Annotated in this window: 14 protein-coding genes; 5 read left to right on the forward strand and 9 right to left on the reverse strand. The window is 58.3% G+C overall.

Features of this window, described 5'->3' with window-relative positions; all coding sequences use genetic code 11:
• Positions 1–135: 135 nt before the first annotated feature.
• The 4 genes from AC07ED_RS09015 (at position 136) to AC07ED_RS09030 (ending at position 4922) form a co-directional block, all read left to right on the forward strand.
• Positions 136–768 (forward strand): glutathione S-transferase family protein, encoded by a 633-nt coding sequence (locus AC07ED_RS09015; RefSeq protein WP_105235493.1) that lies wholly within the window; start codon positions 136–138, stop codon positions 766–768.
• A gap of 10 nt (positions 769–778) precedes the next feature.
• Entirely contained in the window at positions 779–1990 is a 1212-nt protein-coding gene (locus AC07ED_RS09020) for an acetyl-CoA C-acetyltransferase (RefSeq protein WP_105235494.1), read from the forward strand.
• A 195-nt stretch (positions 1991–2185) separates the two neighbouring features.
• Positions 2186–2587 carry a hypothetical protein gene (locus tag AC07ED_RS09025; protein ID WP_105235495.1) on the forward strand — a complete coding sequence of 134 codons (402 nt, stop codon included), beginning with the start codon at positions 2186–2188 and terminating at the stop codon, positions 2585–2587.
• A 136-nt stretch (positions 2588–2723) separates the two neighbouring features.
• Positions 2724–4922: a 3-hydroxyacyl-CoA dehydrogenase NAD-binding domain-containing protein gene (locus AC07ED_RS09030; protein WP_105235496.1), complete on the forward strand. Its 2199-nt coding sequence runs from the start codon at positions 2724–2726 to the stop codon at positions 4920–4922.
• A gap of 54 nt (positions 4923–4976) precedes the next feature.
• Here the strand turns inward: AC07ED_RS09030 and AC07ED_RS09035 are convergent, their stop codons facing one another.
• From AC07ED_RS09035 to AC07ED_RS09050, 4 genes are all read right to left on the reverse strand, one after another.
• Entirely contained in the window at positions 4977–5732 is a 756-nt protein-coding gene (locus AC07ED_RS09035; protein ID WP_105235497.1) for a hypothetical protein, read from the reverse strand.
• Positions 5733–5942: 210 nt separating this feature from the next.
• Positions 5943–6602, reverse strand: coding sequence for a Hint domain-containing protein (locus AC07ED_RS09040; RefSeq protein ID WP_105235498.1), 660 nt, complete (start codon positions 6600–6602; stop codon positions 5943–5945).
• Positions 6603–6763: 161 nt separating this feature from the next.
• Positions 6764–7414: a sulfotransferase family 2 domain-containing protein gene (locus AC07ED_RS09045; RefSeq protein ID WP_105235499.1), complete on the reverse strand. Its 651-nt coding sequence runs from the start codon at positions 7412–7414 to the stop codon at positions 6764–6766.
• A complete protein-coding gene (locus AC07ED_RS09050; RefSeq protein WP_105235500.1) occupies positions 7411–8364 on the reverse strand; it encodes a DMT family transporter in 954 nt (317 codons plus the stop codon). Before AC07ED_RS09050 ends, AC07ED_RS09045 begins: the two co-directional genes overlap by 4 nt.
• A 152-nt stretch (positions 8365–8516) precedes the next feature.
• Here AC07ED_RS09050 and AC07ED_RS09055 point away from each other — a divergent pair, with 152 nt between their 5' ends.
• The gene (locus tag AC07ED_RS09055; protein WP_105235501.1) at positions 8517–9536 is read left to right on the forward strand and encodes a hypothetical protein; all 1020 of its coding nucleotides are present in this window, start codon (positions 8517–8519) and stop codon (positions 9534–9536) included.
• Positions 9537–9546: 10 nt separating this feature from the next.
• Here the strand turns inward: AC07ED_RS09055 and AC07ED_RS09060 are convergent, their stop codons facing one another.
• From AC07ED_RS09060 to AC07ED_RS09080, 5 genes are all read right to left on the reverse strand, one after another.
• On the reverse strand, positions 9547–10683 hold the full coding sequence (locus tag AC07ED_RS09060; protein ID WP_105235502.1) for a hypothetical protein: 1137 nt from the start codon (positions 10681–10683) through the stop codon (positions 9547–9549).
• Positions 10684–10769: 86 nt separating this feature from the next.
• Entirely contained in the window at positions 10770–11402 is a 633-nt protein-coding gene (gene upp, locus AC07ED_RS09065) for a uracil phosphoribosyltransferase (RefSeq protein ID WP_067549546.1), read from the reverse strand.
• Complete coding sequence (locus AC07ED_RS09070) at positions 11399–12388, reverse strand: adenosine deaminase (RefSeq protein ID WP_105235503.1); 990 nt, start codon at positions 12386–12388, stop codon at positions 11399–11401. The genes upp and AC07ED_RS09070 overlap by 4 nt, the downstream gene beginning before the upstream one ends.
• Entirely contained in the window at positions 12385–13575 is a 1191-nt protein-coding gene (locus AC07ED_RS09075; RefSeq protein WP_105235504.1) for a phosphopentomutase, read from the reverse strand. The genes AC07ED_RS09070 and AC07ED_RS09075 overlap by 4 nt, the downstream gene beginning before the upstream one ends.
• The gene (locus AC07ED_RS09080; protein WP_105235505.1) at positions 13572–14876 is read right to left on the reverse strand and encodes a thymidine phosphorylase; all 1305 of its coding nucleotides are present in this window, start codon (positions 14874–14876) and stop codon (positions 13572–13574) included. Before AC07ED_RS09080 ends, AC07ED_RS09075 begins: the two co-directional genes overlap by 4 nt.
• Position 14877: the final 1 nt, after the last annotated feature.

Genomic DNA, 14877 nt, shown 5'->3' on the forward strand with positions numbered 1-14877 from the left:
GTACCTTGGGGTCTGAATAAAAGGGTGGCGTTAAAAAAGAATAAAGGTGGCCAGTTCACCTTGCTGCAACAACTCTCCGGGGGTCCGGGGGTGGAAAACCCCCGGCGCTCACGGTGAACTGAGGAGGATGAGACAGTGACAAAACAACTTTATTGTTTTGGGGAGAGCGGCCATTCGTACAAAGTGGCGCTGGCCCTGACCTTGGCCGAGGTCAATTGGGACCCCATTTTTGTTGATTTCTTCGCAGGTGGGTCGCGCAGCCCAGAGTTCCGCGCCGTGAACGAAATGGGCGAATGCCCCGTTTATGTGGATGGCGATCTGGTGCTGACCCAATCGGGCGTGATCTTGGATCACCTCTCTAAAGAGACAGGCAAATTCGGTGGCGCGAACGACCGCGAGGCCTCTGAAATTCTGCGCTGGGTTTTGTGGGACAACCACAAATTCTCGTCCCAAGCGGGGATGCTGCGGTTCCTGATGAATTTCCTACCCGAGGACAAACGCCCGCAAGAGGTCATCGCTTTTGTCAGCGGTCGACTAAAGGCGGCTTTCGCAACGCTAGAGGCGCACCTTGAGGGACGTGATTGGATCGTGGGCGACACGATCACCAATGCTGATCTGTCCTGCTGTGCTTACCTTTATTACCCCGAACCCTTTGGGTTCGAGCGCAAGGATTATCCCAATATCGACCGTTGGCTCGACCGCATTGCGGCTCTGCCCGGTTGGAAACACCCATACGATTTGATGCGCCGCGCATTTCCTGCGGCCTGAGGAGGACTGAATGACCGAAGCCTATATTTACGACGCGATCCGAACGCCGCGGGGCAAAGGCCGCAAAGACGGCAGCCTGCACGAAGTGACCTCGGCCCGTTTGTCGGCAAATGTGTTGAACGCACTGAAATACCGCAATGGCCTTGATGGTCACGCGGTTGAAGACGTGATCTGGGGCAACGTGACCCAAGTTGGCGAACAGGGCGGCTGTTTGGCACGCACTGCAGTTTTGGCCTCGGACCTCGATCAATCGATCCCCGGCCTTGCCATCAACCGGTTCTGCGCCTCGGGCATGGAAGCCGTGAACCTCGCCGCAAACCAGATCAAGGGCGGCGCGGGCATGGCTTATATCGCGGGCGGCGTTGAAATGATGGGCCGCGTTGCGATGGGCAGCGATGGTGCTGCGATTGCTGTTGATCCTTCGATCGCGATGGACACCTATTTCGTCCCCCAAGGCATTTCGGCAGACATCATTGCCACCGAATACGGGTTTAGCCGTGAGGACGCAGACGCACTCGCCGTTGAATCCCAACGCCGTGCAAAAGCCGCATGGGACGATAACCGTTTTGCCAAATCCGTGGTGCCTGTGATCGACCAAAACGGTCTGACCATTCTCAACCACGACGAATACATGCGCCCAGGCACGACCGCAGAGATGCTCGGTGCGCTGAAGGCGTCGTTCAAGGATATGGGCGAGGTGATGCCGGGCTTTGATAAAGTGGCCCTGATGAAATACCCGCATCTGGAGCGGATCAACCACATCCACCACGCAGGGAACTCATCAGGCATCGTGGACGGCTCGGCTGGTGTTCTGATCGGCAACAAAGAGTTCGGCGAAAAATACGACCTCAAGCCGCGTGCCCGCATCCGCGCCACCGCGAAAATCGGCACCGATCCGACGATCATGCTGACCGGTCCTGTTCCTGTGACCGAAAAGATCCTCGCTGACAGCGGCATGTCGATCTCTGACATTGATCTGTTTGAAGTGAACGAAGCCTTCGCTTCGGTCGTTCTGCGCTTCATTCAAGCGTTCAACGTTGATCCGTCGATCGTGAACGTCAACGGCGGTTCGATTGCGATGGGTCACCCATTGGGCGCGACAGGCGCGATCATCATCGGCACCTTGCTTGATGAACTTGAACGCACGGGCAAGGGCACTGGCCTCGCCACTTTGTGCATCGCATCCGGTATGGGTGCAGCAACCATCATCGAACGGATTTAACGCTGATGATCGTCGTTCCGAGCACCTTTGCTGAATGGAAATCCGCCACGGAAACACTAAGTGTTGACGTAGCGGCATGCCGGACATTCGAAAAGTTTAAGTGCTCAAACCGCTTTGAGGATAATATATCACTCATGTTGGCGCTAACATCTGCCCTGCCAACGCCGAGTATTTATCTAACGAGTGGGACGCCTGATGACCGACGCAACAGAGATCAAGGCATTTTTCCAATCCTTCGCCGACGCGCTTATGGTCGGCGATCGCCAGAAATATGCAGAGTTCTTCAAACTCCCGATCGGATTGCTCTACCCATCCAAGGTGGTGACAGTAGACGATCTAGACATTCTGGGAATAGAGCTGTGCCGAGTGACCGAAGAGGTCCAGTCGCGGCTTGTAGGGTCGTTAGTGGCCAACCCAATCGCCAGCAAAATTCGCGATGGGGCCTTTCCTGTCAAAGTGCGCTACACCATGCGGTCGCTCAGCGGGCAGGATATGGGCGTGTTCACGTCGGACTATTATTGCGAAGTGCAACCAGACGGCACATTCCTGATTTCCTTCGCATCCTGCGAACTGCTGAAACAACTCGAAGAACACTAAATCCATTTGGCCCGACCGGCATTGACCGGTCCGCCGACTTCCATTCGGCAGTCACGTCTGACCACCACGGACAGGCGACCCATTCGACTGCCTTTTCCAAACATCAGAACTGCATCAGTCATGCGGGAGGACACCAATGACCGATTTCACCATGACCACAGACGCCGACGGCGTTGCCGTAATCACGTGGGACGTTCCCAACAAATCAATGAACGTGCTGAGCCTCGAAGGGCTGGCGCATCTCTCTGATCTCATCGATCAGGCCCATGCCGACGAAGCCGTCAAAGGCATCGTAATCACCTCTGGCAAAGACACCTTTGCGGGCGGCATGGACCTCAACGTCATCGCTAAGATGAAAGAGAGCGCGGGCGACGATCCGGCCAAGGGCCTCTTTGAAGGCACGATGCAGATGCACGCGATCCTGCGTAAAATCGAACTCGCAGGGATGGACCCGAAAACCCAGAAGGGTGGCAAACCGACAGCAGCGGCCCTCCCTGGCACCGCTCTTGGCATCGGCCTCGAACTGCCACTGTCCACCCACCGCATTTTCGCGGCGGACAATCCAAAGGCCAAAATCGGCCTGCCTGAAATCCTCGTCGGTATTTTCCCAGGCGCTGGCGGCACCACACGCCTGTCGCGCAAGCTCGGCGCGATGGCAGCATCGCCGTTGTTGCTTGAAGGTAAACTGAACGACCCCAAGAAAGCCAAAGCCGCGGGCGTCATCGACGAAGTGGTGCCAGCCGATGACCTCTTGTCCGCAGCCAAGGCATGGGTGCTAGAAGCCAAAGACGCTGATCTGGTGAAACCGTGGGATCAAAAGGGATTCAAGATTCCGGGCGGCACGCCCTACCACCCCGCAGGCTTCATGACCTACGTCGGCGCCTCTGCGATGGTGAATGGCAAGACCCAAGGCGTCTACCCTGCCGCCAAAGCCATGCTCTCTGCCGTCTATGAAGGCGCAATGGTGCCGTTTGATACGGCCCTCAAAATCGAAGCCCGTTGGTTTACCAACGTTCTGATGAACCCGTCGTCTGGCGCGATGATCCGCAGCCTCTTTATCAACAAAGAAGCACTGGAAAAGGGCGCGAACCGTCCGAAGGTCGAGGACCAGAAGGTCAAAAAACTCGGCGTGATCGGCGCGGGCATGATGGGCGCGGGTATCACGCTCGTCTCGGCTCAGGCAGGCATGGAGGTCGTACTCATCGACGCGACCCAAGAGGCCGCAGACCGTGGCAAAGCCTACACCGAAAAATACATGGACGCGGGCATCGCCAAACGCAAAGCCACGCCAGAGAAGAAAGAACAGGTTCTGTCGCTGATCACCGCGACCACCGACTATGCGGCGCTTGCTGGCTGTGACCTGATTATTGAGGCCGTGTTCGAAGACCCAACTGTGAAGGCTGACGTGACGGCCAAGGTTGAGGCCGCCGTGGGCGAGGATTGCATCTTTGCCTCCAACACCTCGACCCTGCCGATCTCGATGTTGGCAAAAGCGTCCAAACGTCCAGAGCAGTTCATCGGCATCCACTTCTTCTCGCCTGTCGAGAAAATGATGCTCGTTGAGATCATCAAGGGCAAAGCAACAGGCGAACGCGCCGTGGCTAAGGCTCTCGATTACGTGCGCCAGATCCGCAAGACCCCGATCGTGGTCAATGACGCGCGGTTCTTCTACGCAAACCGCTGCATCATCCCTTACATCAACGAAGGCATCCGCATGGTTGCCGAAGGGGTTGAACCTGCACTGATCGAAAACGCCGCAAAACTGGTCGGTATGCCGCTCGGCCCGCTGCAGTTGGTGGATGAAACTTCCATCGACCTCGGCGTCAAAATCGCCAAAGCGACCAAAGCCGCGATGGGCGACGCCTACCCCGATGGCGCTGTGGACGAGGTTCTGTTCTGGATGGCCGACGAAGGCCGTCTGGGTCGCAAATCAGCGGCTGGTTTCTATGCCTACGACGAAAAAGGCAAACGTCAGGGCCTCTGGACGGGCCTCGCCGCGCAATACCCTGTGGCCGACGAACAGCCTGATCTGCACACGGTTCAGCACCGCCTGCTCTTTGCTCAGGTCCTAGAAGCGGTCCGCGCGTTGGAGGAAGGCGTTCTCGAAGACATCCGCGAAGGTGACGTGGGCGCGATCCTCGGCTGGGGCTTTGCTCCGTGGTCTGGCGGTCCGTTCAGCTGGCTCGACATCATCGGCACGCCTTATGCGGCAGAGGTCTGTGATCAACTGACCGAAACCTACGGCGACCGCTTTGCCTGCCCCGCGTTGCTGCGTGAAATGGCGGATAAGGGCCAAGAGTTCTACAACCGCTTCGCCGCAGAGCAAGCAGCCTAAAACAACAAAGGGCGGGGAAATTCCCCGCCCTTTCTCTATCTGAAAACTTGCTGCTTACGCGTAAGCGAAGGTCAGCGCGGGAACGTCCGCCATGGTCAGACCTTTGAGGTAGACCATCGAATAAATCTCGCCGCTCCAATCGTCGGTCACAGTGACCATCAGACCGTCGTCGTCCTCTTTGAAGCCAAGGAAGTCGTCGATGTTGTCTTCGGTGATGTGGGTCAGACCCAGATCAAAGACGAGAACGTCTTCTTCGGGATCAAAGTCCTCAATCGTGGCCTCAGTCGCGATGTCGCCCATCACGACCTCATCCGCGCCCGCGCCCAAGGTCAGGCTCTCAACGATCGAACCGTAGCCTAGTGTGACGCTATCGTCGCCCGCGCCGAGGTCGAGCTCATCCACATGCGACCCGAAATCGCCCTTCAGCACTACGGTGTCGTCGTCAGCGCCCGCATCAACGGTGTTGGTGCTGTCCAAACCGTCCTGCTCTGCCGCGCCATCTAGGGTGATGTCGTCGTTGCCGTTGCCACCGCTGATGTCAAAGCTGTAGACCACGTCTTCGTTGGTGTAGCCGTCTTCGTCGCCGTTGGTTTCAGCAACGATGGTATCGTCACCTTCACCGCCATCAGCACTGCCCTCATTGGTCAGCGTGATCAGGTCGTCAAAGAAGCTGGAAAGATCAGTTGTCGCCGCGAGGTCGTCGGTTTGCTCGTCAGCCGGCGCACTATCACCGTCTGTCTGCCCCATTAGCTCAGGGAGCACGAGACCACTTGCGGCCGCAGCACCCAACAGTAGAAACAGGAAACCCATTCGAAACTCCAGCGAAACAACATAGCACTATCTGCTGACCGCGTGGATATATCAAAATTACCGAAGGTTTAAGATACCCTATCCTTTTGAACGCCAATCTCGATCAATTTGTCGATATTTTGACGTAATACACTCTATAGGTGCAAGAAATTTCATATTAACGCACGTTATAGGTGAGAGTTGGCTGTGTCGGCGCCTTTTGGTTTCGACTCAGGCCGCCAGATGGGCGCAAGTTGGAGCGACCGAACCATAGGTTTCGCTCTCGAGTTCGAGGAAGCTGACCAACAGATCGGCTTGCTCTTGCGACAGCACCGAATAGGACGGCTCACCCTTGTCAAAGAGATCAGACAGGATGTCAGTCGCTTTGGGGCAGTAGAACAATGCACCTGTGTTCGCGAATACGATCTCGTCGCCAGCAAAGTGCAGGGTAACGATTTCGATACGGTCCGCAGGGCGGGACGGTGTGATGCCACGGAAGCCTTCGAGAGACGCTACAGGGATCAGCGCAAAGGGATCACCGAACACGTCTTCGGCGGTATCGCTTTCGATCAGAACAGCCTGACGGGCGGGGATACGCATCTCTTCGCGGTTGCCCAGCGCGCCAGCGGGAACCAACATCGGCCAGTCCTCAATAGCCGCTGCGGTTTCACCAGCAAAGATCACCTGACGGCGCACAGCCACAACGGTCTGCAAACCACCGTCAAAGGTCAGCACTTGATCGCCTTCGCAGATCGCCTCAACCCGACGCCAGCCCATCGCGGTCGCGACGCGGGTGCCAGCCAGCATCCCGTGATCTACATCGGAAAGGGTCGCATCATGGCCGAGAGCGGCATGGGCGTTTGTCCAGCTTTTGTCGTTCCAAGCATACATTTGCGTCTTCCTTCGCGGTCGGAGCACCTTCTGCACTCCCGTTAAAGAAGAATTCACTTATTCCCGCGTCAGAGTTTGGGACGGATCGTGGTTTAATTGGGGCATTGTTCGGAGATATGCGAAAATACTGGGGGCGCACCCTAGGATTTCACAACAATCTCTCAACAATCGAACCGATATCCAAAGCGTTCGATGTCCGCAGCGCAGAGTGATTCCACGACCGCTTTGGTTGATTCTTCGTAATATCCGCGCCAGTCTTTTTCGCGCTTTGACGTGTTCACCACGGGAATTTCTGGCACAAATTCAAGGTGATCAGACAAACCCGCCAAATCCTCACCCAAATGTTCGATCCGGATGTAGGCGTTGCAATGCTCAACCCCAGCGGTATCCCTCATGTAGCTGTCATAGGGCGATGATTTCAGGCTCGCGTGAGTATGCGGATGGGCCATGAACCCCGTGAAATCCGTGGTCTTTGCCAGTGTCACAGCGGGATGGTCGAACGTTTGAGCCTGCAACCAATGGTAATAACTCACCATCCGATCCCAAGGGTTCCGCACCAACGTAAAGGTGAAATACTCCGCCATCTGCTCGCGAGTGACCAAGCCCTCAATATCGGCCAGCCGCGAGTGTTTCCACAGCCGCCCCGAGCTCTCTACCCCGCGCAACCGACGCCGCCGTTTGATCGCCTTGGGTGTATCGCCAATCAACACATCATCCGCCATCGCCCGCGCCTCGAGAGCGAGCGCCAGCGAAGTGCCCCCAGTTTTCGGGATATGGACAAAGATATAACGACGACCGTGGGAAATTATCATTCCACGATGTTATCGGTTCTTGCCATCGGGGGCGAGTCTGTACGGATCGCGATGATCACCCCAGAGGTCGCAATCATGATCAGCCCCACAATCATCAGCGGTGTCGGAAATTCGCCCCAGAGGATCGAGGCCCAAATCGTCGCAAAGACAAGAAGCGTGTTTTCAAACACCGATACGAATGTGGCGTCTGCGGCTTGATACGCCCGAATGGTCAACCCCACACCTAAGAGCGACCCAAAGCCGTGCAAAACGATCAGGCCAAGGAACAAACCAACGGGCGCAACCCATCCACGGGTCACATAGCCCGCAGGGCCACCCACATCGGGCACCGCCATCCACGTCACAATCATTAGCCCAACCGCGCCCCAGATCGTGATCATCACCGTGTAGCCCGTCAAAAGCGAAAGCGTCGTTTCGCCCTCGCACCAACGGCGCGTTGCCATATTCCCCATAGCATAGGCCGCCCCCGCAAGGATCGGCAGCAGGCTGACCAATGACAGCTCCCCTGCCCCGCCGCCCAAGGCCAAAACAGCACCGGTAAAGCCGATCACCACCGCAAAAATGCGCCGTGGCCCGACCTTTTCGCCAAAGAACACCACCGAAATCAGGATCACCCAGATCGGAGAGGTAAAGAGACCCGCAACGGCTTGGGCGATGGGCATGATGCCGAGGCAAGCAAAGTAGAGAACCAGCGCCCCCGATGACACCACAGAGCGCGCATAGACATTCCGCCGCCGCTTGGGTTTGAGGCTATAGCCCGTCACCAACGAAATCGCGCCCAGTCCTGCCAATGCGACCACACCGCGCAACAATTGGAACTGCCACAACCCTGCCTCTTCGGCGACCAAGCGCACGAAGTTATCGATCAACCCGAACCACGCCATAGCGGACATGATCAGGAACGCGGCCAATCCAGCGCGGTTGTGCGACGAGGCAGAGAGTGCAGTCATAAATTTCCCTCAAACTGTTGCTAGGGTTATGCAAAACCTAAAACGACCTGACTTGTCCCTTAGCGACATATTTGATCAAATTTTGTCCGATTGTCCGCCCTATCCAATATCGCTGGGACAGGTTAAAGTGACGCAAAATAGAATAAGAGCAGATGACAGCACTTAAACAGTATACTCGGTTAGAAAGTTTGGGCCTGTGGCGGGCCGACGGACAGGCACAGCGCCGCGAGGTGGCTGTGTGCTTTGGCGATGCCACATTGATCATCCGCGACACGGCCAATCGGCCTCTGACCCACTGGTCCCTCCCCGCGATTGAACGCCTGAACCCTAACGAAGTGCCTGCTCTCTTTGCACCCGACGACAGCGGTGATGAAACGCTGGAAATCGACGACGAACTGATGATCGAAGCGATTGAAAAGGTGCGCAAAGCGCTCTCCAAACGCCGTCCGAAACCGGGGCGTCTGCGCGGTGCGGGCCTGTCGTTCTCTATCGCTGCCGTGCTGGCCGTGGGCGTTCTTTGGCTGCCCTCCGCGCTGCGCACACATACGCTCTCGGCGGTGTCGCAAGCCAGTCGCGCGTCGATTGGCGCGACGCTCTTGGGGCATGTGCAGCGACTGACGGGCTCCGTCTGCCGCAGCCCTCGTGGCATCCAAGCCCTAGAACGGCTCAAAGATCGCGCCTTGGGCGCTGACAGTGATGTGCGTGTGCTCATCGTCCCCGAAGGCATCGCAACCACCCTCGCCCTGCCTGGTGGGATCATCCTGATGAACCGCGCCCTCGTCGAAGATTACGAGGACCCGGGCGTCCCCACAGGGTTCCTAATCGCCGCCGAATTGGCACGTCAGTCCGACGACCCATTGGGGCACCTGATGAAAACCTCGGGAATTCGCGCGACATTCCAACTGCTGACCACGGGCGACATGAGCAGCGCGACCCTGCGCGATTATGCCGAAATCGCCGTGACCGACAAAGCGCCACCCATCTCGACCGATAGCCTGATCAAGGCCTTCGCCGAGGCCGAGGTTTCCACGAAACCCTTCGCTTTTGCCTTGGACATCACAGGGGAACGCACGCTCGACCTGATTGAGGCCGATCCGGTGGACCCATCTCAAGCGCCGCTGATTTTGTCAGATGGTGATTGGGTCGCGTTGCAAGGGATCTGCGGAAACTAAGCCCAGCGGCTTAGTAGCCAGTCAAACCGCGCTGCGGGTTCAAACGACCGTCCGTCCACGCGCCGATATATCCTTCGGGTGGCGAGTAAGGTCCAACGCTGCTCACGCCCACTGGGTTCGATGCGGGCACAACAGGCCCGAACAACCCGCTCCCCGTCACCATCGAAGTCGCACGTGTCGCGTCCACACCCACAGCGCCCGTCACATAACGGCTGGCCGATGGGGACTGTTGTTGCGGGGTGCAGCGGACGCCAGCGCCCCCTGCATATTGCGCACTCACGCTGTCAAAATTGCAGCCGCTCGACCGCGCAGCGGGGGCAGGCACGGTCACGGTCGGGACCGAGACAACAGGCGCAGCCATGGCAGGCTGACGCGGCACATAGGTCGTCGTCGATACGCCGCTTGCCGCGGTGGTGTTGACCGCTATCGGATTGCTCGCTGGAACGCGGTTGCTGTAGCGCGAAATGGTTTGGGTCTGCGGACCACAGCGGACAGCCATGCCCGCGCCGCCCGTCAAATACGCCTGACCAATCGACGGACAGGCCGAGCCCCCCACCGACGGCACCATTGTCGGCGCAACAGTGGCAACCGCGACAGGACGCGCTGGACCGCAGTTGATCGGTTGACCATTTGCGGCATTCACATAGCCCGCCAAAATCCCACTCTGCCCCTGACAAATCTCAGCCAAGGTCACACGACGCGGCTCTGGCCGTGTCACTTGCGGCGTTGCAACAACGGGCGCAGGTACAGGCGCGACGACACGCGGGGACACGCCAATCGACGCAACGGTCTGGATCGGATCACGGGTCGCAGCAGGCGCCACAACAGCAGGCGCCGCAGCCGCAACAGTGGTCGTCGGTTCGCTCACACCAATGATCGGCACATCCGAAGGCAGAGGTGACGCAACACGGCTCCCAATCGACGGTTCAAACCCGCACAATTGCTTGCGATCACGGTTTACACGCGGCACCCAATTCACCGACCCCGCAAGGCCCGCACGAATGAACACGCAGCCCTTGCTGTCAACGTATTGGTTACCCGTAAAGGACGCGGGTGGGATTTCCGCAGGAAGTGTATCGGCCAGTACGCCTTGCGATTGAACGGCAAGACCAACAACGACAGCTGCAATAAAACGAAAATCCGACATGATGTCCCCATTAATTAACGGTGACAATGCCGCAGATCGGTGAATCTGTAAAGAGTCTGCACCCGCTAAACGCTAGTTTGCGCCCATTATTTTGTGCCAAACATGCGGTCACCCGCATCCCCTAGACCTGGAACAATATATCCATGGTCATTCAGACGCTCGTCTACCGATGCTGTCACGATCGGAACGTCAGGATGCGCTTCCTTCATCCGCTCAACCCCTTCGGGTGCCGCGAGCAAGCAGAGGAACCGAATGTCCTTAGCCCCCGCCTGTTTGATCAGGTCAATCGCCGCCGCCGAAGAGTTCCCCGTCGCCAACATCGGATCAACGACAATCACCGTGCGATCCTCTAGCTGGGTTGGCACTTTGAAGTAATATTGCACTGGCTGTAGCGTTTCTTCGTCACGATAAAGCCCGACAAAGCCCACTCGCGCGGCAGGGATCAGCTCTAGGATACCGTCTAGCAACCCGTTGCCCGCCCGCAGGATCGATACCAGCGCGAGCTTCTTACCCTCGATCTGTGGGGCCTCCATGCTGCACATCGGTGTTTCAATCGTCCGCGTGGTCATCGGCAACCCGCGCGTCACCTCATAGGCCAGCAGAAGGGAAATCTCGCGCAGCAACTGACGGAACTGCGCCGTGGACGTGCGGGACTCGCGCATCAGAGTCAGTTTGTGTTGAACCAGCGGGTGATCCACGACAGTCAGATGGTCGGTCATTGGGCAGTCTCCAATCGTTTGATGATGATGTCGCGGGTGGCTGCATCGCAGAACGCAGCCTCAATCGCGGTCTTGTTCAATTCGGCAAAGTCGTCGTCACCCCAGCCAAAGGTCTGGGCCAACATGTCGTATTCTTTGGTCATAGTGGTGTGGAAAAACGGCGGGTCATCGGTGGACACTGTGACCTTAACGCCCGCATCGCGAAGCGGTTTGATCGGGTGATCCGCCCACTCGCCCGACGCGCCGAGGAACACGTTCGACCCCGGACAGACCTCCAGGACGATCCCTGCTTCAGCGATATCATCGACCAATTTGCGGTCCTTGATCGCGTTGATGCCGTGGCCAATGCGTTCGACCTTTAGATCGCGGATGGTGTCGGCCACCATATCTGGCCCGCCCCATTCGCCCGCATGACAAGTCAGCCGCAGCCCAGCCTCGCGCCCCATATCGAACGAATAGGCGAAATCACCGGGGCGGTGCATCATCTCTGCCCCACCCATGCCAAGCCCAACGATAAAGTCACCCTTCGTCTCAGCCGCACAAAGCGCCGCCTTTTTCGCCTGTTCAGGTCCGAAATGGCGGATCGGCGTCACGATCCCACGCAGCGTGATGCCCATGTCGCGATCAGCCTTCGCCGCCGCTTCTTCAATCGCGTGCAAATATTCGCGCCACGCGTTCACATCCGCGCCACCGCAGAAATCGGGCGACAAGAACGTTTCGCAATAAACCACACCGTTTTCCGCGCTGCGTTCTAGCACCGCAAAGCAGAGCCGCGCAAAATGCTCTGGTGTTTTCAGGACTGAGGTCGCCGCCTCATAGACCTCAAGGAAATGGTCAAAGTCGCGGTATTTATAGCTGCCGTCCTCGTTGAAAATCTTGGACAAATCGACCTTCTGTTCAAACGCCAATTGGCGAATGAAATCAGGCGGTGCAGCCCCTTCGAAATGGAGGTGAAGCTCGACCTTTGGGGTGGATTGATAGCTCATAACACTGATTTTCCTGTGCCTTGGGCGGGAACACCCAGATGGGCGGCAATCGTCGCGGCCACGTCGGAGAACCCGATATGCCCCAGCGCACGCGGCCCAAGTCCGTGGATCAAAACGGGCACTCGTTCACGGGTGTGATCCGTGCCTGTCCATGTCGGATCATTGCCGTGATCGGCGGTAACAACCAGCAGGTCGCCGTCCCGCAGCCGCGGCAAAATCTCATTTAGTTTAACGCTAAACCATTCAAGGTGCGCCGCATATCCTGCCACATCCCGACGGTGCCCATATTCGCTGTCGAACTCGACGAAATTGGCAAAGGTCAGCGATCCATCAACCGCCTCATCGACCAGATCGGACAGATGCCCCATCAGCACATCATCGCGGCCCTTTCGAACCTCATTGATGCCCTGCATAGAGAAAATATCTCCAATTTTACCAACGGCATAGACATGCCGCCCAGCGCCTTGCACCCAATCGCAGAGTGTCGGCGCAGGCGGTTCAATCGCGAAATCCTTGCGGTTTGCGGTGCGGGCAAAGGCGCCGACCTCACCCACAAAAGGCCGCGCAATCACGCGCCCGATTTTCATCTCGTGCAGAATCGGCGCGATGCCTTTGCAGAGGTCCAACAACCGCTCTAGACCGAAGGCCTCTTCATGCGCTGCGATCTGAAACACGCTGTCAGCAGAGGTATAACAGATCGGATAGCCCGTCCGCAGATGCTCTTCCCCTAGGCGGGCGATGATTTCGGTGCCAGAGGCGTGGCAATTGCCCAAAATCCCATCGACGCCCGCAACCTTGCAGACCTCGGCGATCACGGCCTCGGGGAACGAATTCTCGTGATCGGTGAAATAGCCCCAGTCCCACGGCACAGGCACGCCCGCCAATTCCCAGTGACCTGACGGCGTATCTTTGCCCTTTGACACCTCGGTCGCTGCGGCCCAGGCGCCCACGGGGTCAGCGCCTAAACCTTCGACCTCTAGCCCTGACGCCAACCGCAACGCCGCGCCCAATCCCAGCGCATCCAAGGTCCCGACCTGCAAGGGTTTCCCCGCCGCCGCCATCGCCTGCGCAATATGACCCACGGTATTCGCGCCCGTATCGGGACGGTCGTCGTTGAAATAGCTGTCCGCATCGGGCGCGCCACCAATCCCGACAGAGTCGATCACGACCAGAAACGCACGGCTCATGGGTCGATCCTTTCATGCACCAAGGGGTGATCAGGGTCCGTCCCGCCAATCGTGATCGCCGCTTGAACCTCAGACACAGCACGGGCCGCATCGTCGTCTCGCCGCGCGTGGACAAAGGCAATCGGATCGCCCTTTTGCACCTCACGGCCCAACGGGATCGTAGCCGACAGACCGACCGCAGGATCAACCTTATCCGTCTCAACCTGACGTCCGCCGCCCAATCCTACAACGGTGAGGCCGAGTGCCTGACCGTTCCAGCCAGAGACCATTCCAGCCTCGGGCGCGGGCACAGGCACCACAATCGGCGCGTCAGGCAAATGGGTGCGCCAGTCTTTGTCCATGTCAGGCGGCCCGCCCATCTCGAACACCATCTGGGCAAAGCGATCCATCGCGGCACCGCTTTCGATCGCAGCGCGGATTTTCTCTTCGCCCTCACCTTCGGCCCCGCCAGCCAGCGCCAAAAGCCGCCCGCCCAGCGCGACCGTCAGATCAAAGAGCCGAGGTGCCGCGAGCCGATCCCCGCCCATCACCTTCAAACACGTCGCAACCTCGAGCGCATTGCCCAATGTCGGCGCGAGCGGTTCGTTCATATCGGTGATCATCGCAGCCGTCGGGCACCCTGCGCCGTTCGCCGTATCCACCAACGACCGCGCCAAGGCCCGCGCCTCGTCTGGCGTTTTCATGAACGCACCCGTGCCGACTTTCACGTCGAGGATCAGCCCCTCTAGCCCCGCCGCCAATTTCTTGGACAGGATCGACGCGGTGATCAGATCAACACTTTCCACCGCCGCGCATACGTCCCGCACCGCATAGAGCCGCTTGTCCGCTGGCGCGATTGACCCTGTGGCGCCTACGACCGCACAGCCGACCTTGGCCACGATACGGCGCAACTCTGCCTCGGAAATCTGGGCCGTGACACCGGGGATAGCTTCCATTTTATCCAACGTGCCGCCCGTATGCCCCAGCCCCCGACCGGAGATCATCGGAACGAACACACCACAGGCTGCCAGCGCAGGCGCAAGGATCAACGACACGCAATCTCCGACGCCGCCCGTCGAATGTTTGTCCATCACTGGACCATCCATCCGCCATTTCAGCACATCACCAGAATCGCGCATACCGAGCGTCAGAGCGATCCGCCCCTCTTCGCCCAACCCGTTCAACAGCGCCGCCATCGCAAAGGCCCCCGCCTGCGCGTCTGATACCGCGCCAGAGGCAAGCCCATTGGCAAACCACCGCAACTCTTCGGTCGTGGGCGATTGCTGGTCGCGGACTTTGGCAATGATTGCGCGGGCGTCCATT

It is taken from the genome of Aestuarium zhoushanense (assembly GCF_056431045.1).